Source organism: Cupriavidus necator (genome assembly GCF_013141915.1).
Taxonomy (GTDB): Bacteria; Pseudomonadota; Gammaproteobacteria; order Burkholderiales; family Burkholderiaceae; genus Cupriavidus; species Cupriavidus necator_B.
On record NZ_SROX01000001.1, the window covers coordinates 822518 to 848433 of the forward strand.

The 25916-nt window shown below is 67.6% G+C and carries 21 protein-coding genes, 1 tRNA gene and 1 pseudogene; 6 read left to right on the top strand and 17 right to left on the bottom strand.

From position 1 onward, the window contains the following. Positions 1–42: 42 nt before the first annotated feature. The 4 genes from E5S69_RS03670 to uvrA all read right to left on the bottom strand — a co-directional run bounded on the left by E5S69_RS03670 (position 43) and on the right by uvrA (position 8005). Positions 43–765 (bottom strand): BON domain-containing protein, encoded by a 723-nt coding sequence (locus tag E5S69_RS03670; RefSeq protein ID WP_171513633.1) that lies wholly within the window; start codon positions 763–765, stop codon positions 43–45. After that, positions 752–1639, bottom strand: coding sequence for an endonuclease/exonuclease/phosphatase family protein (locus E5S69_RS03675; protein WP_171513634.1), 888 nt, complete (start codon positions 1637–1639; stop codon positions 752–754). The genes E5S69_RS03670 and E5S69_RS03675 overlap by 14 nt, the downstream gene beginning before the upstream one ends. Before the next feature lie 33 nt (positions 1640–1672). Continuing rightward, positions 1673–2041, bottom strand: a complete 369-nt coding sequence (locus E5S69_RS03680; protein ID WP_171513635.1) for an endonuclease — start codon at positions 2039–2041, stop codon at positions 1673–1675. A gap of 102 nt (positions 2042–2143) precedes the next feature. Then, entirely contained in the window at positions 2144–8005 is a 5862-nt protein-coding gene (gene uvrA, locus E5S69_RS03685) for an excinuclease ABC subunit UvrA (RefSeq protein ID WP_171513636.1), read from the bottom strand. Between the two features lie 179 nt (positions 8006–8184). Here uvrA and E5S69_RS32245 point away from each other — a divergent pair. Further along, positions 8185–8316: pseudogene (locus E5S69_RS32245) on the top strand (type II toxin-antitoxin system RelE/ParE family toxin); the annotation flags it as partial. A gap of 81 nt (positions 8317–8397) precedes the next feature. On the opposite strand, the gene E5S69_RS03695 reads toward E5S69_RS32245, so the two are convergent. The 4 genes from E5S69_RS03695 to ribA all read right to left on the bottom strand — a co-directional run bounded on the left by E5S69_RS03695 (position 8398) and on the right by ribA (position 12416). After that, entirely contained in the window at positions 8398–9759 is a 1362-nt protein-coding gene (locus tag E5S69_RS03695) for a serine hydrolase domain-containing protein (RefSeq protein ID WP_171513638.1), read from the bottom strand. Positions 9760–9802: 43 nt separating this feature from the next. After that, positions 9803–10240, bottom strand: coding sequence for a MarR family winged helix-turn-helix transcriptional regulator (locus tag E5S69_RS03700; protein WP_423766610.1), 438 nt, complete (start codon positions 10238–10240; stop codon positions 9803–9805). A gap of 167 nt (positions 10241–10407) precedes the next feature. After that, positions 10408–11751 (bottom strand): hypothetical protein, encoded by a 1344-nt coding sequence (locus E5S69_RS03705; RefSeq protein ID WP_171513640.1) that lies wholly within the window; start codon positions 11749–11751, stop codon positions 10408–10410. Between the two features lie 68 nt (positions 11752–11819). Beyond that, on the bottom strand, positions 11820–12416 hold the full coding sequence (gene ribA / locus E5S69_RS03710; protein WP_171513641.1) for a GTP cyclohydrolase II: 597 nt from the start codon (positions 12414–12416) through the stop codon (positions 11820–11822). Positions 12417–12676: 260 nt separating this feature from the next. Here ribA and E5S69_RS03715 point away from each other — a divergent pair, with 260 nt between their 5' ends. Then, complete coding sequence (locus tag E5S69_RS03715) at positions 12677–13207, top strand: riboflavin biosynthesis protein RibA (RefSeq protein WP_171513642.1); 531 nt, start codon at positions 12677–12679, stop codon at positions 13205–13207. Positions 13208–13224: 17 nt separating this feature from the next. Here E5S69_RS03715 and E5S69_RS03720 read toward each other — a convergent pair whose 3' ends face one another. Further along, positions 13225–13695 carry an Lrp/AsnC family transcriptional regulator gene (locus E5S69_RS03720; protein ID WP_171513643.1) on the bottom strand — a complete coding sequence of 157 codons (471 nt, stop codon included), beginning with the start codon at positions 13693–13695 and terminating at the stop codon, positions 13225–13227. Between the two features lie 152 nt (positions 13696–13847). On the opposite strand from E5S69_RS03720, the gene E5S69_RS03725 reads away from it, so the two are divergent. Continuing rightward, the gene (locus E5S69_RS03725) at positions 13848–14189 is read left to right on the top strand and encodes an AsnC family transcriptional regulator (protein WP_171513644.1); all 342 of its coding nucleotides are present in this window, start codon (positions 13848–13850) and stop codon (positions 14187–14189) included. Between the two features lie 15 nt (positions 14190–14204). Here the strand turns inward: E5S69_RS03725 and E5S69_RS03730 are convergent, their stop codons facing one another. Beyond that, positions 14205–15128, bottom strand: a complete 924-nt coding sequence (locus E5S69_RS03730; RefSeq protein WP_171513645.1) for a LysR family transcriptional regulator — start codon at positions 15126–15128, stop codon at positions 14205–14207. A 129-nt stretch (positions 15129–15257) separates the two neighbouring features. Between E5S69_RS03730 and metE the strand changes: the two genes are divergently transcribed. Beyond that, positions 15258–17636 carry a 5-methyltetrahydropteroyltriglutamate--homocysteine S-methyltransferase gene (gene metE / locus E5S69_RS03735; RefSeq protein WP_171513646.1) on the top strand — a complete coding sequence of 793 codons (2379 nt, stop codon included), beginning with the start codon at positions 15258–15260 and terminating at the stop codon, positions 17634–17636. Between the two features lie 99 nt (positions 17637–17735). On the opposite strand, the gene E5S69_RS03740 is transcribed toward metE, so the two are convergent. From E5S69_RS03740 to E5S69_RS03765, 6 genes are all read right to left on the bottom strand, one after another. After that, positions 17736–19148, bottom strand: coding sequence for a DUF1254 domain-containing protein (locus E5S69_RS03740; protein ID WP_171513647.1), 1413 nt, complete (start codon positions 19146–19148; stop codon positions 17736–17738). 232 nt (positions 19149–19380) lie between these two features. Further along, positions 19381–20160 carry a 3-oxoadipate enol-lactonase gene (pcaD, locus tag E5S69_RS03745; RefSeq protein ID WP_171513648.1) on the bottom strand — a complete coding sequence of 260 codons (780 nt, stop codon included), beginning with the start codon at positions 20158–20160 and terminating at the stop codon, positions 19381–19383. A 50-nt stretch (positions 20161–20210) separates the two neighbouring features. Continuing rightward, a complete protein-coding gene (gene catC / locus E5S69_RS03750; RefSeq protein ID WP_171513649.1) occupies positions 20211–20495 on the bottom strand; it encodes a muconolactone Delta-isomerase in 285 nt (94 codons plus the stop codon). Positions 20496–20542: 47 nt separating this feature from the next. Further along, entirely contained in the window at positions 20543–20839 is a 297-nt protein-coding gene (locus E5S69_RS03755; protein ID WP_171513650.1) for a YciI family protein, read from the bottom strand. A 36-nt stretch (positions 20840–20875) separates the two neighbouring features. Beyond that, positions 20876–22216: a short-chain fatty acid transporter gene (locus E5S69_RS03760; RefSeq protein WP_171513651.1), complete on the bottom strand. Its 1341-nt coding sequence runs from the start codon at positions 22214–22216 to the stop codon at positions 20876–20878. 198 nt (positions 22217–22414) lie between these two features. Beyond that, positions 22415–22792 carry a short-chain fatty acid transporter gene (locus E5S69_RS03765; RefSeq protein ID WP_171513652.1) on the bottom strand — a complete coding sequence of 126 codons (378 nt, stop codon included), beginning with the start codon at positions 22790–22792 and terminating at the stop codon, positions 22415–22417. 247 nt (positions 22793–23039) lie between these two features. Here E5S69_RS03765 and E5S69_RS03770 point away from each other — a divergent pair, with 247 nt between their 5' ends. Further along, on the top strand, positions 23040–24737 hold the full coding sequence (locus E5S69_RS03770; protein ID WP_171513653.1) for an MBL fold metallo-hydrolase: 1698 nt from the start codon (positions 23040–23042) through the stop codon (positions 24735–24737). 80 nt (positions 24738–24817) lie between these two features. Next, positions 24818–24894: transfer RNA gene (locus E5S69_RS03775), tRNA-Arg, on the top strand. 107 nt (positions 24895–25001) lie between these two features. Here the strand turns inward: E5S69_RS03775 and E5S69_RS03780 are convergent. Beyond that, the gene (locus E5S69_RS03780; RefSeq protein WP_171513654.1) at positions 25002–25916 is read right to left on the bottom strand and encodes a hydrolase; all 915 of its coding nucleotides are present in this window, start codon (positions 25914–25916) and stop codon (positions 25002–25004) included.

Sequence of the window (25916 nt, forward strand, 5' to 3'; positions counted from 1 at the left end):
GATAAGTCGGGCGGTGCCGCGCCGGTCGGGCACCGCCGTTTGTCATTCCGAGGCGAGGATGCCGTACGGACGCACGCGGATATGGTTGATGACGTCCTGCACTCCGAACACGCGCTCGACAATGTCTTCGATGTCGTATTTGCTGCGGCGATCGCCGACATGCCCCTCCAGTGTCACCAGGCCTTCCTGCACCCGCACCGTAACTTCGCTGACATCGAGTTCATGCGCATGCGCGAGCCGGTCGCAGACTTCGTCATGGATGCGGTCGTCGCCGCGGCGGTAGTTCTTCGGGCCGCCGGCCCGGCTGCTGCCCCGGTACACCGGCGCATCCCAGTCCTCCGGACCGTAGCCGCCTGCGCTGCGGTAGGGCGCGCCGGCAGGGCCGCCGTACCATTCGCCCCGGCCCTCCGCCCAGCGCTCGCCCCTATACGGTAGGCGCGGGTCGTGGCCCGAAGCGTGACCCGGTGCGCGGCGTCGCGACCATTCCTCTTCGTAGCGGGCCTCGTCCCAGCGTCCCGAGGTTTCCGCTTCGGCCTGCCAGGGCCAAGACTCCCCCACCCTGCCGTACCGGCCTTCCGCCTCGGCCTCGAACGGCCGGCTCTCATCGCGCGGCAGGCGCTCGGCGGTATTGCCATAGCGGCCCGCGGTAAGGTTGCGCTGCCTGCGGTTGCGCGCCTGCGCGGAAATGCCGCTGTAGCCCTGGTCGTTGCTGCCGTACTGGTGATCGGGTCGCCTGCGCAGGTAATCGTCGTCACGGTGTTTCATTGAAGTCCTCCTTCGCGTGCGCCGTGGTACGCCGCTCGTCCCATCCGCCTTCCGGCAGCTCGAAACAGGCTACCAGCGGCAAATGATCCGATGCCACGCGGGACAGCGCCGAGCGGTGGCTTGCCACCGACACCAGATGCGCGCGCGGCGACACCCAGATGCGGTCCAGCGCAAACAGGGGCAGCCGCGACGGGAACGTCGCCGTATGCGGCGTGTGCTCGAAATAGGCATGCAGCCAGCGCAGCGGCCGGCCCCACAAGAACCATTCATTGACGTCGCCCAGCAGGATGGTCGGCAACGGCGGTGCAGTCGCAACGTAGTTGAGCAACTGCTGCACCTGGTGGCGGCGCTCGCCGGGGCGCAGCCCCAGATGCGTGGCGATCACGCGCAGCGGATTCGCGCAGCCTGACGCGGTGCAGGCCACTGTCGCGTCGATCGCGCCGCGCGGCTCGCAGCCCTTGACGGTCAGGTCGATCTGGTTCACCGCCTCGGGGGCGAAGCGTGTCAGCAGCGCATTGCCGTAGTCGGCGCTGCCGCGCACCCGCGTAAAGCCCGAGACCACGTGCATGCCGGTGTGGCCGGCCAGATATTCGAGCGTATGGTCGTTGCTGCTGCCCGATTCCACCTCCTGCAGCGCGACGATATCGGCGTCGAGTTCCTGCAGCACGGCCGCGATCCGGTCAGGGCGGTAGCGGCGGTCAGTGCCGACGGCACGATGGATGTTGTAGCTGACCACCGTCATCTGGGCCAGCCCTGCCGCGCGCGTCGGTGGACAGTGCAGCGCCGCCGGCGCCTCGGCCAAGGCCGGGGTGTCGCCGGGTTCACGCGCGTGGGCAGGATTTACAAAGGACGGTAAGTCCGGTTGCATTCGCATGGCCGGTCTCGATGAGGGCTGGGGGCGCGGCCCTCAGGCCCCGTCGAGGAACTTGTTGGGCTTGCCGATACGGCGGCCCAGGTCAGGGCTTTCCCAGCGCGCGCCATCCATGTAGGGATCCGGTGTGCGCTGCATGGTCGTGCCGGGCATGCCAGGCTGCGCCGGCATAGTCGACGGCTGGGCCTCCGGTGCGGTTGCCGCGGGAGCCGTCGGTGCGAGGTCAGTACGCGTCGGCGCGTTCGCGCCTTGCGAGTAAGGATCAAACTTGTCGGTACTGCGCGCGCCCTGCGAATACGGGTCGTAGGAGCCGCGCGGCGTACCCGGCGTCTGCGCCATGGCGGGAAGGGCAGCCGCAGCCACGGCGATGGCGGCGAGGAGTTGGCTGGTGCGGATATGCTTCATGGTTACCTCCGTTAGGGCGCGATGTGCGCGCCAGTAACCATGGGCAAGCGAAAGGCGTGCCCGTACGCCTTTCGCATCGCCACGCTTGCCCCGCGGCTTGCCTCAGGCGATGCCGACCTTACCCGCGTCGGCGTTGCCCCGCGCCAGCACCGGCACCAGCGCCGCGCCGGTGTGGCTGGCGCGGTTGCGCGACAGGGCTTCGGGATCGGCGGCGCCCACAATGCCGCCGCCGCCCGCGCCGCCCTCGGGGCCCAGGTCGATGATCCAGTCTGCCTCGGCAATCACGTCGAGGTCATGCTCGATCACCACCACGCTGTGGCCGCCGTCGGTAAGCCTGTGCAGCACGCGGATCAGGCGCGCCACGTCGGCCATGTGCAGGCCCACGGTCGGTTCGTCCAGCACGTACAGCGTATGCGGTGGCTTCTGGCCGCGGCGCGTGATGTCGTCGCGCACCTTGCTCAGCTCGGTGACCAGCTTGATGCGCTGCGCTTCGCCGCCGGACAGCGTCGGCGAGGGCTGCCCCAGCGTCAGGTAGCCCAGTCCCACGTCCTTCATCAGCTGCAGTGGATGGGCAATGTTCGACATGGCCGCGAAGAATTCCACCGCCTCGTCGATCTCCATGGTCAGCACTTCGCCGATATTCTTGCCACGCCACGTCACCGCCAGGGTTTCGGGGTTGAAGCGCTGCCCGTGGCAGACGTCGCACGGCACCTTCACGTCCGGCAGGAAACTCATGCCGATGGTGCGCACGCCCTGCCCTTCGCAAGCCGGGCAGCGCCCGTCGCCGGTGTTGAACGAGAAGCGCGAGGCCGTGTAGCCGCGTGCGCGCGCTTCCAGCGTATCGGCGAACAGCCTGCGGATGGTGTCCCACACGCCGATGTAAGTTGCCGGGCATGAGCGCGGCGTCTTGCCGATCGGGGTCTGGTCCACTTCCAGCACGCGGTCGATTGATTCCCAGCCGGTGAAGGCGTCGCAACCATGCCAGTTGTGCTGGACGTTGAGCGGCTTCCTGCCTGAGGCCTTCGCCGCGCCGCTCGCATCCTTGGCCGCATTGCGCGCGCGCCGGGTCGCCGGCGACGACAGCACTGAACGCCCGACCGCATCGAGCAGGTTGGTCATCAGCACATCGCGCGCCAGCGTGGACTTGCCCGAACCAGACACGCCGGTGATTGCCACCAACCGCGACAGCGGAATGCGTGCCGTCACGTTGCGCAGGTTATGCAGCGACGCGCCATGCACAGTCAGCCATTGCGGCGGCTCCGCCGGCTTGCCCGCGGCGCCGGGCCTGACCGCGCGCCGCGGCTGCAGCGGATGGACGATCGGGTTGGCCAGGAACTGGCCGGTGGTGGAGGCCGTCGCCGCGGCCAATTCGGCCACGCCGCCCTGCGCCACCAGCGTGCCGCCGCGCTTGCCCGCGCCCGGGCCGATGTCGATGATGTGGTCGGCGCGGCGGATGGTGTCTTCGTCATGCTCCACCACCACCAGCGTGTTGCCCTTGTCGCCCAGCTTGCGCAGTGCGTCCAGCAGGATCTGGTTGTCGCGCGGATGCAGGCCGATGGTGGGCTCGTCCAGCACGTAGCACACGCCCTGCAGATTGCTGCCCAGCTGCGCGGCCAACCGGATGCGCTGCGCCTCGCCGCCGGACAGGCTGGGCGCGGCGCGGTCCAGGCTGAGGTAGCCCAGTCCGACTTCTTCCAGGAACTGCAGGCGGCTGCCGATCTCGCTGACCACGTCGCGCGCGATCTCGGCGTCGCGCCCGGCCAGGCGCAGGCCATCGACCCAGCGGCGGGTATCGGACACGGTCCACTGGGCCACGTCGACGATGGCGTTCTCGTCGAAGGTGACCGCGCGCGCCACCGGGTTCAGGCGCGTGCCATGGCAGTCCGGGCACGGCGTGTCGGCCACGCCTTCGGGCTCCTGCTCTTCCGACGGCAGGCTCTGCTCGCGGCCGCGGTTGTCATCGGCCAGCACGGTATCGTCGAAGGCGGCGCGCTGCTCGCGCGTCAGTGCCAGCCCGGTGCCGACGCAGGTGGTGCACCAGCCGTGCTTGCTGTTGTACGAGAACATGCGCGGGTCCAGCTCCGGATAGCTGGTGCCGCATTGCGGACAGGCACGCTTGGTCGAGAATACCTTGACCTCGCCGACGTGCGCGGTGCCGCCGTTGTGCATGGCATGGTCGAGTCCGTCCAGCGGCGCCAGCAGGTGCATCACGCCCTTGCCGGCCTCGAGCGTCTGCGCCAGCAGCGCGCGCAGTTCAGCCTCGTTCTCGGCCGACACCACCAGGTCGCCGACGGGCAGCTCGATGGTGTGCTCGCGGAAGCGGTCCAGCCGTGGCCACGGGTCCACCGGCAGGAACTCGCCGTCGACGCGCAGGTGCGTATTGCCGCGCGCCTTGGCCCATTTGGCCAGGTCCGTGTAGACCCCCTTGCGATTGACCACCAGCGGCGCCAGCAGTCCCACGTGCTGGCCACGATGGTCGCGCAGCAGCTGTGCGGCGATCGAATCCGGGCTCTGCGAGGTCACCGGCGCGCCGTCATGCACGCAGTGCTGGATGCCCAGCTTGACGTACAGCAGGCGCAGGAAGTGCCAGACCTCGGAGGTGGTCGCGACCGTGCTCTTGCGGCCGCCGCGCGACAGCCGCTGCTCGATCGCCACCGTGGGCGGGATGCCGTAGACCGCATCCACCTCGGGCCGGCCCGCGGGCTGCACGATCGACCGCGCATAGGCGTTGAGCGATTCCAGGTAGCGGCGCTGCCCCTCATGGAACAGGATGTCGAACGCGAGCGTCGACTTGCCGGAACCGGACACGCCGGTGACCACGTTGAACTTGCCGTGCGGGATGTCGACGTTCAGCGCCTTCAGGTTGTGCTCATGCGCATTGACGATGCGCACCACATCCTCGCCTTCCACCTCGCGGCGCGCGCGCCGCGCCTGCAGCGCGGCCTGCAGCGGCACGCCTTCCATCTCGGCGCGTTCGGCGGCCAGCGTGCCGGCTTCGCCGAGCGCCGCGTCATAGTGGATCAGCGCCTGGCCGGTATGCGAATCGGGGCAGCGCTTCACGTCCTCGGGCGTGCCGGTGCAGACCACGCGACCACCCGCGTCGCCGCCTTCGGGACCCAGGTCGATCAGCCAGTCCGCGGCGCGGATCACATCCAGGTTGTGCTCGATCACGATCAGCGAATGGCCGCCATCGAGCAGTTTGCCAAAGGCCTGCATCAGCTTGGCGATGTCGTCGAAATGCAGCCCCGTGGTGGGCTCGTCGAACATGAACAGCCGGCGCGGCATGGTGCTGGCCCGAGTGCGCGACGGCACGGCCTGCGCGGCTTCGGCGAGGAAGCCGGCCAGCTTGAGCCGCTGGGCCTCGCCGCCCGACAGCGTCGGCACCGGCTGTCCCAGCTTCATATACTCCAGCCCGACATCGACAATGGGCTGCAGCACGCGCAGCACCGCGGCGTCGCCGGCAAAGCAGGCCGCGGCCTCGCTGACGGTGAGTTCCAGCACGTCGGCGATGCTGAGCAGGCGTGGCGCCTGGCCGGGTGCGGCGCGCTCGATCTTTACCTCCAGCACTTCCGGGCGGTAGCGGGTGCCGTCGCAGTCCGGGCAGCGCAGGTAGACATCGCTGAGGAACTGCATCTCCACGTGCTCGAAGCCGGAGCCGCCACAGGTGGGGCAGCGCCCGTCGCCGGAGTTGAAGCTGAAAGTGCCCGCGGTATAGCTGCGTTGCAGCGCCAGCGGCGCCTTGGCGAAGAGCTTGCGGATCTCGTCGAAGGCGCCGACATAGCTGGCCGGGTTGGAACGCGCGGTCTTGCCGATCGGCGACTGGTCGACAAAGACCACGTCGTCGACCAGTTCCGCGCCCGTCAACTGGCGGAACGCGCCCGGAGATTCGGTGGCCTTGCCGAAGTGCCGCGCCATGGCGGGATAGAGCACATCCTGCAGCAGCGTGGACTTGCCCGAGCCGGACACACCGGTCACGCACACCAGCCGCTGCAGCGGGATCTCCACCGTGACGTCCTGCAGGTTGTGCTCGGTCGCACCCTCCAGCACGATGCGCGGCTGCCCGGGCTCGACCGGCCGGCGCTGCCAGTGCGAGGCATCGGCCACGCGCCGGCGCCCGGCCAGGTATTCGCCGGTCAGCGTGCCCGCCTGGCGGATCGCCGCCGGCGTGCCGTCGAAGATGATGTTGCCGCCGCGTTCGCCCGGGCCGGGACCCATGTCGATCAGGCGGTCGGCGGCCAGCATCACCGACGGGTCGTGCTCCACCACCACCAGCGTATTGCCCGCGTCGCGCAGCCGGTGCATGGCTTCGACAATGCGGTTCAGGTCGCGCGGGTGCAGGCCGATGCTGGGTTCGTCCAGCACAAAGAGCGTGTTGACCAGCGAAGTACCCAGCGCCGTGGTCAGGTTGATGCGCTGCACCTCGCCGCCGGACAGCGTGCGGCTCTGGCGGTCCAGTGTCAGGTAGCCCAGGCCCACGTCGCACAGGTACTTCAGGCGCGTGCGCACCTCCGCCAGCAACAGCTTGAGCGCATCGTCCAGCATCGCGCTGGGCAGCGTCAGCGCGTCGAAGAAGCGGCGGATCCGTTCGATCGGCAGCAGCATCAGGTCATGCACGGTCAGGCCCGGCAGCGCCTCCAGCTGCGTGCGGCCCCAGTCCACGCCGCGCGGCAGGAAGCGGCGCTGCGGGGCCAGCACGGCGTCGGCGTTCTCTTTCGAGCCCAGGCGCCACAGCAGCGACTCGGTCTTCAGGCGCGCGCCGCCACAGGTTTCGCACGGCGTATAGCTGCGGTACTTCGACAGCAGCACGCGGATGTGCATCTTGTAGGCCTTCGACTCGAGATAGCTGAAGAACCGCATCACGCCGTACCACTGCTTGTTCCACTGCCCATTCCACTCCGGCGAGCCATGGATGACCCAATCGCGCTCGGCGTCGCTCAACTCCGCCCAGGGCGTATCGCGCGGGATGCCGGCCTTGCCGGCATAGCGCATCAGGTCGTCCTGGCATTCCTTCCACGCCGGCGTCTGCATTGGCTTGATCGCGCCACCGCGCAAGGTCTTGCGCGCGTCGGGAATCACCAGGCCCAGGTCGACGCCGATCACGCGCCCGAAGCCACGGCAGGTTTCGCAGGCGCCGTAGGCGGAGTTGAAGGAAAACAACGCCGGCTGCGGGTCGGCGTAGCGCAGGTCGCTGTCCGGGCTATGCAGGCCGGTGGAGTAGCGCCACACCGGGCCGTCGTCACCGTCGGTCAGCACGTAGATATTGACGCGCCCGCCGCCGCGCTTGAGCGACGCTTCAATCGCCTCGACCACGCGCACCTTTTCGGCATTGCCGAGGCGGAAGCGGTCGGCGACCACGTCGAGCAGCTTGCGCGCGCCGGTGGACGACTGCACCACGCGCTGCGCCTGCACGCGCGTATAGCCACTGACCGACAGCCATTGCTGGACTTCCTCGTCGGTGGCCGATTCCGGCAGTTCCACCGGGAACGTCACCACCAGCCGGGCGTCATGGTGCGGCTGGCCCGCGGCCGTGCGCGCAAGCAGTTCGGCATAGATGGTTTCAGGCGAGTCATGGCGCACCGGCAGCGCAGTCTGCTTGTCGAACAGTTCCGCCGCGCGCGCGTAGAGCAGCTTCAGGTGGTCGTTCAGCTCCGTCATCGTGCCGACCGTCGAACGCGAACTGCGCACCGGGTTGGTCTGGTCGATGGCAATGGCCGGGGGCACGCCGTCCACGCGCTCCACCTGGGGCCGGTCCATCCGGTCCAGGAACTGGCGGGCGTAGGCGCTGAAGGTCTCGACGTAGCGGCGCTGGCCTTCGGCATAGAGCGTGTCGAACACCAGGCTGGACTTGCCGGAGCCGGACGGCCCGGTCACCACGGTCATCTCGCCGGGACGCAGGTCGAGATCGACATCCTTGAGGTTGTGCTGGCGGGCGCCGCGAATGCGGATTAGCTGCTGGCTCGACACGATTTCTCTTTCCGATCAGGACGTTAAGGAAAGGGCGGGAAACGTCCCGACCACTGTACATCCATACAGTCTATCAGGTTGGAAAGGAATTCGTATCGATCCGGTAGTCGCGAATCAGACAACTGACGGTGCGGCCGGATGTGCCCGGGGTTTTCATGGCTGCTTTCACTCTTCCGCAGCATGAGGCAACAACGCTCGATATGTTGCGCTCGCCGCCGGGCAACAGGCTGGAGCGGCTAAGCGGCGAGCACAAGGGCCGCTACAGCATTCGCGTCAACAACCAATGGCGGATCTGCTTTATCTGGACCGCGCGACCCGGCGGCACAGGCGCTCCACCCAGGCGGGGAAATAAAGGCGCACGGGGCGGCGCAGCCGCCGCCCCGTGCGCCAACCTAGCGCGACAGCGCTTCGCCCACCGCCCGGAAGGCCCGGAACGTAATCGCATTGTTGGCCGCGTTGCCGGCCACTGGATGTGAGGCGTACCGCACGATGGTCAACTCGGCCTCCGGGTCGATGTAGATGCGCTGGCCATGGATGCCGGCGGCCTGGAACATGCCATGGCTATCGTGCGAGACCCACCACATGTCACGGTAGCTCCAGCCCGGCAATACCGGCGCGCTCGCGGAGCGGGCAAATTGCTCGCGACTGCCACCGCGGCGGATATCGGCCACCACCGACGCCGGGATGATCTGCCTGCCGTTGAAGCGCCCGTTGCCACGGATGGTCTCGCCGAAGCGCGCGAGGTCGCGCAGCGTGGTGTTCAGGCCGCCGCCGCCGGACTCGGTGCCGATGCTGTCGACGGTGAAGTACGCGTCCTGCTCGGCGCCCATCGGCTGCCAGATCCGCTCGGACAGCAGCTTCGCCAGTGACTGGCCCGACGCGCGTCGCACGATCCACGCCAGCACCTCGGCATTGACGGTCTTGTAGGCAAAGACGGCATCGTGGTCGCCGTCCTTCCGCAGCGTCTTCAGGAAATCGTAGAAGGTGTCGGGGCCGTTGTACCCGGCCGGACGGGCCAGCATGCCGCCCGCGCGCGCGTAATCCCAGACCTCGGCCTTGGGGTCGGCATAGTCTTCCGAGTAGCGCACGCCGATGGTCATGTCCATGACCTGCCGCACCGTCGCATCGCCGTAGGCGGTGCCGGCCATCTCGGGCAGGTAGCGCGTCACCGGGGCGGCCGGGTCCAGCTTGCCGTCTGCCGCCAGCATGGCGGCCAGCGTGCCGACGAACGACTTGGTCACCGACATCGCGATATGCGGCGTATGGCTGTCGAGCGCGCCGAAATAGCGCTCGTAGATGACCTTGCCCTTGTGCATCACCAGGATGCCGTCGGTATAGGTCAGCGCCAGCATCTCGTCGAAGGTGCGGCGCGTACCGTCGGCATCTGTGAACGGTATCGCGCCGATGTCCTGTTCCGCGCGCGGCAGCACGCTGGCCGGACCGGCTCCGCGCCATACCGATGCGGTCGGCCCCAGTTCACGCACATGCGAGAACAGCCAGCGGTTGCGCGGAAACCTGTTGCCTCCCGGCTCATGCTTGATCAGCTTGTCGGGCGGCGGCGGAAACCCCTGCATCCAGCCTAGGCGGTTCGGGTCGGTGGCCAGCGCCGCGGCCACGGTCGTCGCCGGTGCGGCCGGCGCGGACGCAGCACTGGCAGCAGGCTGGCTCCACGCCGGAAGGCTCGCCGCGAACACGGCCACGCCCGCCAGGCGACGCCATGGCCGCGGGGATTTCCGATGGGGCTTCAAGAACATGCTGTCTCCTTGGATTATTTTGGTCGGCGTTGCCGCACTTGCCTCAGTCCGTCGATACCCCCGCGCCTTGCTGATGCGCGATCAGCGCTGCGGTGAGCTTGTCGATGCAACGGTCCAGCGTCCGCACCTCTGCCTCGGTCAGCACCGACAGGAACATCTTCTCCAGCACGTCGCCGCGCTGGTACGTCCGCGCCACCAGGGCTTTGCCGTCAGGCGTCAGGTAGAGGTTCAATTGCCGGGCATCGGCTTCGCCCACTTCACGACGCAGCAGGCCCCGCTTCGCCAGCGCGGTGACCAGCTTCGATGTCACCGTCTTTTCCAGCAGCACCAGCTCCATCAACCGCGTCAGCGTCAAGCCGGGTTCCAGCCCGGCGAAACGCAGCACACGCAGTTCCCGCAGGCCGATGCCGAATTCACGCTCGTAGAAGCCGGATGCCGAGTTCTTTGTCATCTCGCACAGCCGGTTCAGGCGAAACGACATGAATTCGAGAATCGAGTGGGTGGAATGGTCTGGGTTAGACATGGAAGCAGGAAGTCAGGCGGCGAATGCATTCTATGAGCAATAGTTGCCCTCGGCAACTATTTCGGCAAAATCCGGCCGGCACCCACGTGCTAAAACACCGATATGGTCAGCGGCCGTGGCGCATCCTAGGTGCTGGAAGGCTCGCCACGCCCGGCAAGCGCATCGCGCGGAACCGGGATCGTGCGGCGGTACCAGTCCTCGACCCAACCTTCGACCAGGCTGAAATCCCGAACCTGGGCCGGGCGGCGCAACCGCACGCCCCACACACGCAGCTGCAAGAATTCCGGCGAAGGCCGTGTCCGCCATGACGGTGGTCCGAAGAGCGCAAGCTCAACCTGGAAGAAGCCATCGTCGGGACAGGTCAGCAGCGTGACGCGCGGCGTTTCCTTGCTGATTTCGCCCCATCCGGTATGCACGCTCAGCAACGTCGGCGAACGCACGAACTGCGTCAGTTCCAGTTCTGCGTGAGTAAAGGAAACGCCGTTTTGCTCCTCGATGGGCGCGCCGAACAACGAGGGCTGCCAGGTATGTTCGACGGCCAGGACATCGCCCTGGCACAGTTGCAGGTAGTACCGGAATATGTGGCGCCGCTCGGCCTGCCAGGCCGTGGTGGGATCGGCGATACCGGCTTCGTCCCACGCTTGATGCTCGGGGTCGAACAGCACCAGGGCGCTGCGCGGCACCGATGTTTCGTGCCGTTCCGGCATGGCGGCGCGGTCCAGCGCCGTCGACTCGTGGGTAATATGGACGCGCCATTGACCCGCGGCGTCGCAGGTCCACGTTGCACCGCTCTGCTGCTGGGGCACATTGCTCTGCGCAAGGCGGTCGGGAGAGTCCGATCCTAGCCACGCCTCGATCTCGCCGTGTTCTGCTCCGGACGGGTCGCCCTGGCCCACGCCGATCTCATAGACGCCGTCATGCGTGATGGGAATGCACTCGAATCGCGAGGCGTTCAACTGGATTGCGCGACGCGGCAGGCCGCCGTCGCGCCAGCGTCCCGAGATGTCGCAGGGCCAGGACTGGCCGGGCGGCGCGTCGGCCGGGGGCGCATAGCGCAGCAGCAGGCGGTCGCCGCCACGCAGGAAGTACTCGCGGGTGCCGCAGATGTCCGGGCGCGGCCAGCGCTCGTTGAAGGAAATGCCCAGGACGTCGAGGGGCAGATACCAGCCGTTGCCCTCCGGGGCTGGTTGGGCGGCGGTGGCCGCCGTCATGAACGCCTGGGAAGCCGGCACAAGGCTCGGTGCGGATGTGTGCACCACATCCAGAGGCGCCTTGTCGCAAGGCATTGGACTTGACGAGCCCGGGGAGACCGAGAGCTGCCGACTACCGGCGTCGCCAGCCAACCGGCCCGCCAGGATAATCAGCAGCACCTCGCCGGCCCACACGGCGACGGCCAGCACCGGCACCCACCAGCCAGACACGGCCTGGCTTGCCACCAGCACGGCGATCGCGGCGAGAATCCAATGCATGGGCGGTTCCGCGAAAGAAAATGGCGCGTGGCGCGGGCAGTCTGCCGGCCAGGCGCCGCCTCAAGCGATCAGTCCAGCAGATGCCCCATGCGCGTGCGCTTGGTCGCCAGGTATTTCTCGTTTTCGGCGTTGGAGGGCACGATGTGGCGCAGTTGCTCCGAGACCGTAATGCCCGCCTTCTCCAGCGCCGCGGCCTTCAGCGGGTTGTTGCTCATCAGGCGCACGGATTTGACGCCCCACTGGTGCAGCAGGTCCGCGGCAAACGCATAGTTGCGGGCGTCGATGGCCTGGCCCAGGGCCAGGTTGGCGTCCACGGTGTCGAGCCCGCCGTCTTGCAGGCGGTAGGCCCGGATTTTCTCGGCGAGGCCGATGCCGCGCCCTTCATGGCCGCGCAAGTACAGCAAGATGCCTCGCCCCTCAGCGGCGATCTTTTCCATGGCGAGTTCGAGCTGCGGCCCGCAATCACACCGGCAAGAGCCGAACACGTCACCGGTGAGGCATTCGGAATGCATGCGGATCAGCACATTGTCGCCCGCCACCTCGCCAACGCTGAGGGCCAGGTGTTCGATGCCCGAATCGGCGCCCTTGAAGGCGTGCGCCGTAAAGTCGCCGAATCGCGTGGGCAGGCGCGCCGAGTCGATCAGCTCAATTTCTGTGTCATTCATACCGGAATTCTTGGTCAAAAGGCGGGGGCGCAGCCCGGCACCGCCGACATTATGAGCGGAATCGGGCGTTCGCGCTCGGATTCCCCGCCAGGCCTGGTGCCGCGGGGGGTCGGCCAATTCCTACAAGCGTAAGCGCAGTCCACTTATGCAGCCGCTTCAAACGGATCTCTAGACTCGGTTTACAGGACACTGGTCGTCCCCGGCGGGCTGGGATGCATCGATGCAACGCCGCGGGGGTACGGCCGCAGCCGGAGTTCGCTATGACAGCCAATCCCTTGAACGCCGAGGCAGCCAGCACCAAGATCGCAGCATTGTTCGACACCAAGCTGGCGGCCAGCAGCGCCGCCGAGCGCGTGTGCTATGAGGCGCACCTCAAGCGCGGGCAGGTGCGGCTGGTGCACCCCTACGAAGCCCATTTTGGCCGCAAGCTCGAGCCTGAGAACGATGGCATCGTGCAAACCGCGCTGCGTTCGCACCTGATGATGGCCGCGCTCGGCGCCGTAATCGGCCTTGCGGTGGTGGGTATCCTGCATCGGCAGGAAATCGAGGCGGTGATGCAGAGCCCCGGACTGGCCGCCGGCGCGGCAATTTTCCTTGGGGTGATGTTCGGCATGCTGCTGGCCGGGTTGATAACCGCAAGGCCCGATCATCAACTGGTGATCACGCCGGTGCGCGAGGCGGTGCAGCATGGCCGGTGGGCCGTGCTGGTGCACCCGACCACGCCGCAGCAATGCAACGAGGCCCTGCGCGCGCTGCGCAATACCACCGCCGAGGTGCTCAGGACCGCCTGATCAGGGCGGTTGCCGGATCACGGCTCGACCGAAGTTTCACGCTTGAGCGTGCGCAGCACGAAGGTCGAGCGGCTGTGGCGCAGGCCGGGCAGCTTGTAGAGCTTGTGCCGCAAAAACTCCTCATAGCCCTGGGTGCCGGCGACCGCCACCTTGATCAGGTAGTCGTATTCGCCCGTCAGCAGGTAGGCCTCCATCACCTCGGGCAGTTCTGCCAAGGCCTTGCCGAAGCGGTACAGCATGTCGTCGTCGTGCCGCTCCAGCGTGACTTCGATCAGCACGGTGTCGGGCAGGCCGAGCGCCTTCTGGTTCAGCAGCGCGGCGTAGCCTTCGATCACGCCGGCGTCTTCCAGCGCTCGCACCCGGTTCCAACATGGGGTGGCAGAGAGACCTACTTGATCGGCCAGCCGCGCGTTGGACAGCCGTCCATCGCGCCGCAGTTCGCGGAGAATGCGCCGATCGGTGCCATCGAGTTTGGGTGACTGTGCCATCAAGCTGCATCTATAAAGAATAATCTCCTTGGCATTCTATCAAAATCGGATGTTTATCCTTTCACGCCCACCAATCTGGAGAAACTTAGAAAGCTCATTCTGCGCCGCGGCTGGTAAATTCACCTGCATAGACTGATTGCCGGAAACATCCCATGCCAGCCTCCCCCTCCGTCCCCACCCTGCGCCTTTCGCTGCGTCTCGATCCCGCCGACCTGTTTGGCGCCATGGAATGGGTGCTGGCCAATGGGCGCCGTACCGGCCTCGCGCCGCAGCAGCTGGATTTCGAGGCTGCACCGCAGCCGGTGCTGCATGCCACCCTGACGGCAAACGACGCCGGACTGCTGTGGCTGTTCCTGCGCCGCCTCGATAACGGCTTCGATGTGGAACTGCTGGTTGCGGACGTGGAGGATCCGGACGATGACGCCGCGGCCGAGCCGGCGCCACGCGCCGCGATCCGCCGCGACAGCGCCGCGGCGCTCATGCTGACGGCCTGAACCGGTCGATCGCGGCTACGCTGCCGGCGCCAGCAACTCGATCCCGTCGAGCTGCGCCGCGCAGATATCGCGCACGATCGCGACAAAATCCGCCACGTAGGGCCGCCGCGCCATCGCTGCCGGCACGGTCGCGTAGAGCTCGCTCCACAGCCCCCTGGCGCCGATGCGCTTGGCCAGCACGTAGTCGTGGTCGACGTAGTTCTTGACGCCCCAGTTGGGCAGCGCCGCCACGCCGCGGCGGCTGGCCACCAGTTGCAGCACGGCCACCGTCAGTTCGGCGGTGCGCCGCTCCAGGTGGATGCCGGCGGGTTCGAGCACCTCGCGGATCAGGTCGATGCGTGATTCCGGCACCGGGTAGGTGATCAGCGTCTCGCCGGCGAGGTCGGCGGCTTCGATGCGGCGCTTGTTGCGTAGCCGGTGTTCGTTGGCGATGACCGCGAGGATCTCGAAGCGGAACAGCGGGGCCACCTCCAGCCCGCGCCGCGCCGCCGGCTGCGACCCGATCACCATGTCGGCGCGGCCGTTGCGCAGCAGCGCAATCGGATCCGCATGGAAGCCCGCGACCAGGTCCACCTCCACCTCGGGCCAGCGGCGCCGGAATTCGTCCATCACCGGCATCAGCCAGTCAAAGCACGTATGGCATTCCAGCACCACGCGCAACTCGCCGCTGGTATCCCCCTTGAGCCGCTCGATATCGCGCTCGGCCGCGCTGACCGCGGCCAGCACCTCGCGCGCCAGCGCCAGCAGGCGCTCGCCCGCCGGCGTGAAGCGCAGGCCCTGGCGCGTGCGGTCGAACAGCGGCACGGCGTAGTGCGACTCAATCGCCTTGATCTGGTGCGACAGCGCTGACTGGCTGACATGCACGCGTTCGGCCGCGGTGGCCAGCTTGCCGGATTCGGCAATGGCCAGCAGCGAACGCAGATGGCGGACTTCGATCATGCAGCGTCCCCGCAGTGCCGGCAGCCCGGGGTGATATGAAACAGATTCATACGTTGTTTAAAACTTGTCGCTTGATTCATTTTATGGGCAAACCGACACTGTGCGCCAGACTTCTACTGGAACAACACCATGGCACGCACCCATATCCTCGGCTTTCCCCGCATCGGCGCACGCCGTGAACTCAAATTCGCGCAAGAAGCGTTCTGGCGCGGCGAACGCACCGAAGCGGAGTTGCGCGAGGTGGCCACGCAACTGCGCCGCCGGCACTGGCAGCTGCAGGCCGAGCGCGGCCTCGACACGGTCGCCACCGGCGACTTTGCCTATTACGACCAGATGCTGGGCCTGACCGCGCTGCTCGGCGCGCTGCCGCGCCGCTTCGGCTTCGACCCGGCGCAACTGACACTGGCCCAGTACTTCGAACTTGCCCGCGGCAACCGCGAGCAGCCGGCCATGGAGATGACCAAATGGTTCGACACCAATTACCACTACCTGGTCCCGGAACTCGATGCCGACACCACCTTCGACGGCGGGCCGACATGGTTCCTCGAGGAAACCGACGAGGCGCTGGCGCTGGGGCTGCGCGCCCGTCCGGCGCTGATCGGGCCGGTCACCTACCTGTGGCTGTCCAAGAGCCATGTGCCCGGCTTTGACCGGCTGACGCTGCTGCCGCGACTGCTGCAGGCCTATCGCCGCATCCTTGGCCAGCTCAAGGCGCGCGGCATCGAATGGGTGCAGATCGATGAGCCGGCGCTATGCCTGGACCTGGAACCGGCCTGGCTCGATGCCTTCGACACCGCCTATGCCGCGCTGCACGAGGCGGGCCCGAAGCTGCTGCTGGCCACTTACTTCGATACGGCCGCCGACCACGCGCAGCGCGCCGCCGCGTTGCCGGTCGACGGCTTCCATATCGACCTGGTGCGCGCCCCCGCACAGCTGGCGGCATGGCAGGCCGCGCTGCCGGCGCATGCGGTGCTGTCGCTGGGCGTGATCGACGGCCGCAATATCTGGCGCACCGACCTGCGCCGCGTGCTGGACACGCTGCGCCCGCTGCACGGCGCCTTGGGCGAGCGCCTGTGGCTGGCGCCGTCGTGTTCGCTGCTGCATGTGCCGGTGTCGCTCGCGCATGAAACACGGCTCGACGACGAACTGAAGTCCTGGCTTGCCTTCGCCACCGAAAAGCTCGACGAACTGTCGGTGCTGGCCCGCGCGCTGAACCAGGGCGATGCGGCCGTCGCCGAAGCGCTGGCCGCATCGGATGCCGCGCAGGCTTCGCGCCGGGCCTCGCGCCGCGTGGTCAATCCGCGCGTGCAGCAGCGCCTGGCCGGCGTCAACGCCGCCATGGCCGACCGCGCCAGCCCCTTCGCCGAGCGCATCGAACGCCAGCGCCAGGCGCTTTCGTTGCCGCTGCTGCCGACCACCACGATCGGCTCGTTCCCGCAGACCGCGGCGATCCGCCAGACCCGGGCCGCGTTCAAGCGTGGCGAGATCGGCGCGCTGGAATACCTGGAGCGCATCCGCGCCGAGATCGCGCTGGCCGTGCGCAAGCAGGAAGCCCTTGGGCTGGACGTGCTGGTGCACGGCGAGGCCGAACGCAACGACATGGTCGAATACTTCGGCGAGCAACTGTGCGGCTACGGCTTCACCGAGAACGGCTGGGTGCAAAGCTACGGCTCGCGCTGCGTCAAGCCGCCGGTGATCTATGGCGACGTGTACCGCCCGGAACCGATGACGGTCGACACCGCCCGCTACGCGCAGTCGCTGACCGAACGGCCGATGAAGGGCATGCTGACCGGCCCCATCACCATGCTGCAGTGGTCCTTCGTGCGCGACGACCAGCCGCGCGCTACCACCGCGCGCCAGCTCGCGCTGGCAATTCGGGACGAGGTGTGCGACCTGGAGCAGGCCGGCATCCGCGTGATCCAGATCGACGAACCGGCGCTGCGCGAAGGGCTGCCCCTGCGCCGCGCCGACTGGGACAGCTACCTGGACTGGGCCGTGACCGCGTTCCGCCTGTCGGCCAGCGGAGTCCAAGACCAGACCCAGATCCACACGCATATGTGCTATGCCGAATTCAACGACATCTTGCCCGCGATCGCGGCGCTGGACGCGGACGTGATCACCATCGAGACCTCGCGCTCGGCGATGGAACTGCTGGAGGGCTTTGGCGACTTCGACTACCCGAACGAGATCGGCCCGGGCGTCTATGACATCCACTCGCCGCGCGTGCCGTCGGTGCAGGCCATGGAGCGGCTGCTGGACCGCGCCTGCGAAGTGGTGCCGCCGCAGCGCCTGTGGGTCAACCCGGACTGCGGGCTGAAGACGCGCGGCTGGGAAGAAACCGAAGCAGCGCTGGCCAATATGGTCAGTGCGGCCCGCGCGCTGCGCCAGCGCCTGTCGGCGCCGGAAGTGGCGGCCTGGAAGCGCGTCAACCGCGCTCCCGCGGCCGGCACCGCACCGGTAGCGCACGCTGCCGGGGCCTGCACCGCCTGCGCCACGCACGCGCACTGACACCGCCGGCAAGAGGCGCAGCGCCACAGCGCAAGCAAACAGGCCGCATGTCCGTCAGGGACATGCGGCCTGTTTCTTTGCCTTCCAGCGCCTGGCGGATCAGTTCACCCGCATCACCGGCGGCGGCATCCAGGTGCCGTCCAGCAGCGCTTGTTCCGGCCAGTACGCACGCAGCATCATGTTCAGGCCGTCGGGCGGCGCCGGCAGCCAGTTGGCAGCCCTGGCGCCTGCCGGGCGCTCATGCTGGATGTAGATGTCGAGCGAGCCGTCGCGGTTGTAGCGCAGGCGGTCGCGGCTGCCGATGGCATAGCGCTGGATCGGGTTCGGCACGAACGCCTGGCGTTCGTTGTACAGCGTCAGCGACCAGAACGCCCGCGCCGGCGGCAGCTGGTCCTTGTCGAAGTGCAGCACGTAGCGCGCCCCGCCCTGCAGCGGCTTGCCGTTGGCATCGGTACGGGTGGAGGCGTAGATCGCATCCTCCGGCAGGTTGGCGCCCAGGCCTACCCACGCCGTGACCGCGCGGCGGCCATAGCTGGTGCCGTACGTGCCCAGGTCGCGATGCATGACCCAGCCATTGCCGGCGTCGGCGTTGCCCTTGCGCGCAGCCTGCACGATCGCCGCGAGCGCGGTAGTGGCGCCCTCCTGCACCGCGCGCGCGGTGGAAGGTTCCATCACCGTAGTCTTGAACGGCACGCCGGGGCGGATCCCCATGCGGCGCATCTTTTCCACCATGGCGCTGTCGGCCGGCGCCGGCGGGTTGGCCGGCAGCAGTGCGGCAAAACGCGAGAAAAATGCCTGCGCGTCCATGGCCGCCACTTGCTCCACCGGAGAACTGTCCGGATCCAGCGCAGGCCGCGGGGCGGTCTTGTCCGGCACGCGGCGGCCGCCGCCCCAGGCCGACAGCGGCGTCAGCCGGTACTGGTCCTGCAGCCGGTGCACTGCCGGGAAGTCCTGCTTGCCGCTGGCCTGGGTGCGGCCGATCAGCCAGACCATCGACGTGGGCGAACGGATCTCCTGCACGCCCTTGGGCAACGTGCCGCGCCAGTCGGGACCGGTGATGGCGAAATTGCCGCGGCGGGTGCCGGTGGTGCGCTTGCCCGGCGCGGCAAACACATTGGTCCACGCATCCATCAGCGGCATCAGGTAATAGCGCCCGCGCGTATCGGGCACCGACAGGATCACCGGCTCACGCGACAGGTCCAGCCACGCCGACGAGTACAGCGTGTCGGCATTAGGGCTGACCACCTCGGTGAAGCTGGCGTCGGGGAAAGTGCGCTTGTGGCTGAAGGTGTTGGCAGGCGTGCGCAGCGTCATCAGCTCGCGCGTCACGTCCATCAGCACCATTGGATAGGCGAAAGTAAAGACCTCGGCGGACAAGGTCTTCATGGCCTGGTCGGACGGCGGCTGCTCGGTCGCCGCCGGGTTGCCGGCATAGTCAGGCCCGGTAGCGCAGCCAGAGAGCATGACGGCGAGCGTGACCGCGCCCGCCAGTTGACGAAGGATAGGCTTCATGACCCCGATTTCCCAAAGTTCTTGCGTGTTCTCCGGGCATTGCGGCTATGACTGCCGGCATGTCGTCCCGAAGGCGCATCTGTCCGTCCGCATCTTGTCCGGACGCTCCCGGCCTGTCAATTCCTCGAATGCGGGGATCGGAGGCCGGGCGCACCAACGGGGGAACGCAACGGCAAAGGGTGCATGATAAGCCACGCCGCCGGGCCGCGAAAAGGCCCCGGGCGGCGCCAGGTCAACGACTCAGGAAATCGAGCACGACCTGAGCAAACGCCTGTGCCTGTTCCAGGTTGGAAATATGCGCGGCTTCCAGCTCGACGTAATGCGCGCCCGGAATCGTCTGCGCCAGGTACACGCCGTCGCGCGGGGGCGTAGGCAGGTCACCCGAGCCGGCAATCACGAGCGTCGGCGTGGCGATGCCGGCAATGTCGGCGCGCAGGTCGGCATCGCGCACGGCCAGGCAGTTGGCGGCATAGCCCGCGGCCGGGCTGGCGCTGAGCATGGCGCGCAGCGACGCCACCAGTTCCGGATGCGCGGCTGCGTAGTCCGGGGTGAGCCACTTGTCAACCACCGCCGCGGCGATCGACGCCGCCCCGTCGCGCTCGACCGCCGCGGCACGATTAGTCCAGTTCTCGGGCGGGCCGATATACGCGGCGGTATTGCACAGCACCAGCTTGCGCAGTCGCGCGCCGTGGTTCAGCGCCAGCCACATGCCGGTGATACCGCCCATCGACAGGCCGCAGAAGCTGGCCTGCGCGATGCCAAGATGATCGAGCAGCGCGATCACGTCGCCGCCCAGTTGCGCCATGCTGTAAGGACCGGGCGGCACCGACGACGCCCCATGCCCGCGCGTGTCATAGCGCAGCACGCGGAAATACTGGCTGAAGGCATCCACCTGCGGTGCCCACATGTCCAGGTTGGTGCCGAGCGAGTTGGACAGCACCAGCACCGGCAGGTGCTCGGCGCCATCGAGGCGGTAGTTCAGGCGGACGTCGGGAAGATCTGCGAAGGGCATGGCGTTGGTCAGTCAGGGATCACGGGCGGTGTTGCAGCGGTCGGGCCGGCTCAGTTCTGCGCGATGGCGGAACCGTGCTGGGCCAGCGGCGTGACCTGGATCTCCATGTACGGGTACAGCGGCAGCGCGGTCAGCAAGGTGTGCAGTTCATCGTTGTCGCTGACGTCAAAGATGCTGACGTTGGCATACTGGCCCACCACGCGCCACAGGTGGCGCCATTTGCCTTCGCGCTGCAGGCGCTGCGACATGGCCTTTTCATCGGCCTTGAGCTGCTCGACCAGCTTCGGGTCGAGCGATGCGGGAATCTTGACGGTCATTTCGGCCATGAACAGCATGGGGTCTCCTGGTGTTGAGGTTGAGATGGGGCGGCTTGCGCGGCGCGTCAGAGACGGCAGGTGCCGTCGAGATAGGCCTTGCGCCAGCGCATGATGCGCACTTCGGCAAACAGGCCCGCCGCGGCGAACGGGTCGGCGTCGATAAACCGCTGCGCGGCCTCGCGGCTGTCGACATCGACGATATAGACGCCGCCGCCGGCATCAGAGCCGTCATCGTTGAGCTTGGCGCCGCACGCCAGCAGCAGCGCCTTGTTGGCGTCCAGGTAGTCCAGGTGGCTGGCGCGGTTGGCCTGGCGCACGTGCTGGTGGCCAGGCTTGTCAAAGGTTTCGATCAGGTACGGCATGCTTTCCTCCTGTCAGCCTTGCGGCCGGCGTCAAAGTCAGGCAATCTGCGCGCCCCACAGCAGCATCGCAGCGATATAGATCAGGCCTACCCAGAACATCATGATCACGGTGTAGCCCATCACGTCCTTCAGGTTCAGCTTCGACAACGCCAGCGCGGGCAGGATCCAGAACGGCTGCACCAGGTCGTTCCAGGCGTTGCCGAGCATCACCGACATCGAGGTCTGGCTGACCGAGCTGTTGATGGCCTTGGCCGCATCGACCATGAACGGGCCCTGGATTACCCAGTGGCCGCCGCCCGACGGCGCGAAGAAGTTGATCACGAAGGAACTGACCAGGCCCCAGAACGGCAGCGTCTGCGGCGTGGCGATATCGACGAAAACGCGCGAGATGGTGTCCACCAGCCCCGAGCCCGCCATGATCGCCATGATGCCCGCATAGAACGGATACTGCAGGATGATGCCGGAAATGGTCTTGATGCCTTCGTTGAGCTTGGCCACGTAGTTGACCGGCGTGCCCAGCAGCAGCACGCCCCCGAACAGGATCAGGAAGTTGATCAGGTTAAGGTCCAGCGAGCCGCCCTGGGTGAAGTAGATGACGGCATAGGCCATGCCGCACAGCCCGATCGCCAGGCTCAGGATGCGGCTGTTGTTCAGGCGCCCGGCCAGGGTGTTCTCGCCGCCGATGCTGTGGGCCGCGCCGGCCTCGGCCTGGGCCGGTTCCTGGTCGCGGCGGATCTCGACCACTTCGGCCGGAAGGCGTGGGTGCAGCCAGGCGTTGAGCAGCGGCAGGGTGACGATGACCGCCAGGCTGGTCAGCAGCATCGGCGTCGAGAAGATGGTTTCAGACAGCGGGATCACGCCCATCGCCTTTTCCATCGGGTGTCCCGGAGTCGAGATCAGCACCGGGATGCTGGCCGACAGGCCCAGCCCGTACAGGGTGAAACCGCTGTATGCGGAAGCGATGATCAGCGGGTAATGCACGCCGCGAACCTTCAGCGCCAGCTTCTTGGCGATGATGCCGCCGATGACCAGCCCGAAGCCCCAGTTCAGGTAGCTGCCGATGCCGCCCACCAGCGTGGCGACGATGATCGCCGTGCGCGGCGTATGCACGGCGCCGACGATGCGGTCGAGCATGCGGTCGGTCAGCGGCGCGGTAGCCAGCACGTAGCCCATCGCCAGGATCACGGCCATCTGCGTGGTGAAGGCCAGCAGGTTCCAGAAGCCCTTGCCCCAGCTGGCGATCACCGCCGGGGCCGCTTGTCCCTGCACCAGCACCGCCAAGGCCATCGTCAGCAGCGTCAGGCCGATGGCAAACACGAAGGGATCCGGCAGGTACCGGCGCATGAGTTCGGTGAAGAACCCGGCGATCTTGTTCATGGCTTCCTTGTCTACAGAGTCGACTAAAGTTACGCCATTCGAACTACGGTTCTATATGCGAACTTCAAAACGGCGCGTGGCTATGCTAATGGCCGGTCGACCGGTAGGTCAAGGAAATGGGAAGCCGCTATTACCGCTATTTAGCGCAATAGTTACTCGCTGGTGGGCCCGGTATTTTCGCGAAAGCGACTGCGCGGCTCAGTACCGCATCTGTACATCGTCGACCTTGCCGGTGCGCGCGTTGTACAGGCAGGCGTAGTGGAAGCCAATCGCGGACGAGCTGTCGTCCGGCTCGAACACGCCTTCGCCGTTGACCGAGGTCTGCGCATTGGGGCGCTGGTAGTACTGCTCGCGGTCGGCCATCAGCATGATGCTGCCAGGCTGCGGATAGCGGCGCTGGAGGGCTTCCGCCACCGCGGGCTCGCAGGCCGCGGATGCCGCCCGGGACATGGCCTGGGCGTCGACGGTGATGCGGGTGGTGGGCGGCGGCGCTGGGCGCGGTGCCAGCTGCGGCGGCGTCGCGCAGGCCGCCAGCAGGCACGCAACCGGCAGGCACAGGTAAGAAGCTCGGATCACGCGGACCTCCTCCAATAGGAACGCCGGCGGTGGCGCTCCAGAAAGTGAAGCGGAGCCATCAGGTTACTGCGTGTGGCCGGAAAAGCCAAAGCCCGCCCGCCGCCGCCGCCGGCCCGGCACGGCCGCCGAAGCGGCCGCGGCGCCGGGATTGCCCGGACTTTCGAATCCGCGAACGCGGCTAAACTAGCGCACGCGGCCGTGCCATGCACCCTGGCGCGCCGCGCATACAACCCACGATGCCGACACAATGACAACCACAGAGACAAGCGGCAACCGCCCTGCCACCCCCACGCCGCTGTTGCGTACGGCCGCCAGCCTGCTGGTGGTGCGCGACGCGTCCGCCGGCATGGAAGTGCTGCTGGTGCGCCGCGTCGAACGCGCCAATGACCGCAGCAGCGGTGCTTATGTTTTTCCCGGCGGCACCCTCGATGCGCAAGACCGGCACCTGCACGCGCACGCCCACGGCCTCGATGACGTGCTCGCCAGCGAACGCCTGGGCCTGCCTGCCAGCGGGCTGGACTTCTACCTGGCTGCCGTGCGCGAATGCTTCGAAGAGGCCGGCCTGCTGTTCGCCTGCGATGCTCAAGGGCGCCTGCGCGCGCCGCACGAGCTCGACGCCGCGCAGCAAGCCCTGCTGCGCGAGGCCGTGCAGCGCGGCGGCCCGGGACTGGCCCACGCCTGCGAGCAGCTGGGCCTGCGCCTGGCAACTGACCGCCTGGCCTATCACAGCTACTGGCTGACGCCGCCCGGCCTGCCCAAGCGTTTCGATACCCGCTTCTTTGTCGCCATCGCTCCCGAAGGCCAGCTTGCCGTGCCCGACGGCACCGAGATCGTAGAGCACCGCTGGGTGCGCCCGGCCGAGGCCGCCGACCCGGCCAGCGGCCTGCCGATGATGCACGTCACGCGCCGGACGCTGAGCTCGATCGCACAGTTCGACACCGCCGCCACGTGCTTCGCCTATTTCTCGCAGTTGCGCGGCATTGCCTGCATCATGCCGCGCCTCGCCACCGGTGCGGCGGGGGTACGCCCGGTGATGCCGAACGAGCCGTGCTACGCCGAGATCGGCCGCATCGACCCTGACGGCACGGTGCACGGGCGCTACGAGCTTGCACCTGGCGTGCCGGTGCAGTTGTCAGAGCGGGTATGGCGCGTCACCGCCAACAATGGCAGCGTGATGACCGGCCCCGGCACCAACACCTACCTGGTCGGTGGCGGCGCTCGCAACGAATGGGCCGTGATCGATCCGGGCCCGGACGATGCCGAGCATGTACGCGCCATCCTCGCAGCGGCGCCCGGCCCGATCCGCTGGATACTCGCCACGCACACGCACCTGGACCATTCTCCCGCGGCGGCGGCGTTGCAGGCCGCCACCGGGGCCACCGTGCTGGGACGTGCTGCTCCCGCGGGGCCGTGGCAGGACGCCAGCTTCGCACCGCAGCGCGAACTGGTGCACGGCGAGCGCCTGGCGCTGGCCGAAGCCTGCACCCTGCGGGTCTGCCACACCCCCGGCCATGCGTCCAACCACCTCTGCTACCTGCTGGAGGAAGAAAAGACACTCTTCACCGGTGACCACGTGATGCAGGGATCGACGGTCGTGATCGGCCCGCCCGACGGCGACATGCGCGCCTACCTCGACTCGCTCGCGGCCCTGCAGGAAGAAGACCTCGAGTGGCTGGCGCCAGGGCACGGTTTCCTGATCGCGCGCCCGCAGGACGCCATCCGCATCCTGGTGCGACACCGCCAGCAGCGCGAGGCCAAGGTGGCCGGCGCGCTGCGCCAGTTTGGCCCTGCTCCGCTCGGCGACCTTGTGCTGCGCGTCTATGACGATGTGCCGCCGCGCCTGCATCCGGTCGCGCAGCGCTCGCTGCTGGCGCACCTGCTCAAGCTGCGCGACGAAGGCAGGGCGCAGGAGGCGGATGGCGTCTGGTCGGAGGCCGCGGGCTGATGCCGGCGGCGGCGGATGAGGATTTTTCGGCGGGGGGCTTGCGCAAATGAATAATTGCGATACAATTGCGCCTCTCGTGTGCGGCTGTAGCTCAGTTGGATAGAGTACTTGGCTACGAACCAAGGGGTCGTGGGTTCGAATCCTGCCAGCCGCGCCACCTATGCAGAAAGAAAAAGGGCTTCCGGAAACGGAAGCCCTTTTTTCATTGCCGCGCGTCCGTCGCGCGCCGCTGCCCCCACCGCTCCTGCGACCACCCGACCATCCTTACCACCGATAGCGCGCGCCGACAGTGCCGCTCGGGTTGCGCCCCGCCCGGACCTTGAACCACAGCTTCATGCCTGTCTTGGTATTGCCATGCGCGCCGATATTGAACGAGAACAATCCGCGCAGCAGGTCGGCATCGATCTTGGTGCCGTTGATATTGATGACCTGCTTGCGGCTGTCCTGCCACCAGTCGGCCTCGACGAACGGATAGATGCCGGCCAGCCGCGTGGGCTGCGCGCCGTACAGGCGCACGCCGATGCCGGTGGCACTGGCATCGCCGGGCATGGCTTGCGGCGGCATCTCCGGGGCCGCGCTCATGCCTGGCTGGTAGGCCAGTTGCAGCCGCGGCTGGATGGTCAGCCCGCCGGCGCGCGCCACCACGGCATCGACAGCGAGCGCCATGGTGCGCACCCGATTGTCGGCAAAGCCGCTGGCAGTGGTGATGTCATCGAGATGCAGCGACAGCCGGCGCGGACGCTCCGGCATGGCCGCGGTCTCGCGGTCCACGGCGGCAAGACCTGGGGCATCGTCATCGGGCCCGGCGCCGATGGCGCGCGGCAATGCGGAAGCAGATGGGGATGGCGGCGGCACCGCCGCGTATTCGACGACCACCGGCTCCACGGGCTGGACCATCCAGCCGCTCGCTTCGGAGCCGTCGGCCAGCTGCTTGAAAGCCTGCGCCGCTTCCGCCAGCCCCGGCTGCGCCAGGCTGGCCTGCAACGGCGGATCAGAACCGGAAGCGCCCTGGTAATCAGGCAAGGCTTCGTCTGCGTGGGCCAGCGTACACATCAGCATGGCCAGGATGGCGCAGTAATGCAGGTGATGGTGGACGATGCCGGGGTGCGCGGCACAGCCGTGCCATCCGGGGTTCGTCCCCGCCTCCCTTTCTCTCGATGATGACAAGACCACAGTCAT

Excerpts from the sequence above, each read along its gene's own strand:
- E5S69_RS03670 (WP_171513633.1), bottom strand. The coding sequence starts at position 765 with ATGAAACACCGTGACGACGATTACCTGCGCAGGCGACCCGATCACCAG.
- E5S69_RS03675 (WP_171513634.1), bottom strand. The coding sequence starts at position 1,639 with ATGCGAATGCAACCGGACTTACCGTCCTTTGTAAATCCTGCCCACGCG.
- E5S69_RS03680 (WP_171513635.1), bottom strand. The coding sequence starts at position 2,041 with ATGAAGCATATCCGCACCAGCCAACTCCTCGCCGCCATCGCCGTGGCT.
- E5S69_RS03695 (WP_171513638.1), bottom strand. The coding sequence starts at position 9,759 with ATGTTCTTGAAGCCCCATCGGAAATCCCCGCGGCCATGGCGTCGCCTG.
- E5S69_RS03700 (WP_423766610.1), bottom strand. The coding sequence starts at position 10,240 with ATGTCGTTTCGCCTGAACCGGCTGTGCGAGATGACAAAGAACTCGGCA.
- E5S69_RS03705 (WP_171513640.1), bottom strand. The coding sequence starts at position 11,751 with ATGCATTGGATTCTCGCCGCGATCGCCGTGCTGGTGGCAAGCCAGGCC.
- ribA (WP_171513641.1), bottom strand. The coding sequence starts at position 12,416 with ATGAATGACACAGAAATTGAGCTGATCGACTCGGCGCGCCTGCCCACG.
- E5S69_RS03715 (WP_171513642.1), top strand. The coding sequence starts at position 12,677 with ATGACAGCCAATCCCTTGAACGCCGAGGCAGCCAGCACCAAGATCGCA.
- E5S69_RS03720 (WP_171513643.1), bottom strand. The coding sequence starts at position 13,695 with ATGGCACAGTCACCCAAACTCGATGGCACCGATCGGCGCATTCTCCGC.
- E5S69_RS03725 (WP_171513644.1), top strand. The coding sequence starts at position 13,848 with ATGCCAGCCTCCCCCTCCGTCCCCACCCTGCGCCTTTCGCTGCGTCTC.
- E5S69_RS03730 (WP_171513645.1), bottom strand. The coding sequence starts at position 15,128 with ATGATCGAAGTCCGCCATCTGCGTTCGCTGCTGGCCATTGCCGAATCC.
- metE (WP_171513646.1), top strand. The coding sequence starts at position 15,258 with ATGGCACGCACCCATATCCTCGGCTTTCCCCGCATCGGCGCACGCCGT.
- E5S69_RS03740 (WP_171513647.1), bottom strand. The coding sequence starts at position 19,148 with ATGAAGCCTATCCTTCGTCAACTGGCGGGCGCGGTCACGCTCGCCGTC.
- pcaD (WP_171513648.1), bottom strand. The coding sequence starts at position 20,160 with ATGCCCTTCGCAGATCTTCCCGACGTCCGCCTGAACTACCGCCTCGAT.
- catC (WP_171513649.1), bottom strand. The coding sequence starts at position 20,495 with ATGCTGTTCATGGCCGAAATGACCGTCAAGATTCCCGCATCGCTCGAC.
- E5S69_RS03755 (WP_171513650.1), bottom strand. The coding sequence starts at position 20,839 with ATGCCGTACCTGATCGAAACCTTTGACAAGCCTGGCCACCAGCACGTG.
- E5S69_RS03760 (WP_171513651.1), bottom strand. The coding sequence starts at position 22,216 with ATGAACAAGATCGCCGGGTTCTTCACCGAACTCATGCGCCGGTACCTG.
- E5S69_RS03770 (WP_171513653.1), top strand. The coding sequence starts at position 23,040 with ATGACAACCACAGAGACAAGCGGCAACCGCCCTGCCACCCCCACGCCG.
- E5S69_RS03780 (WP_171513654.1), bottom strand. The coding sequence starts at position 25,916 with ATGACTGTGGTCTTGTCATCATCGAGAGAAAGGGAGGCGGGGACGAAC.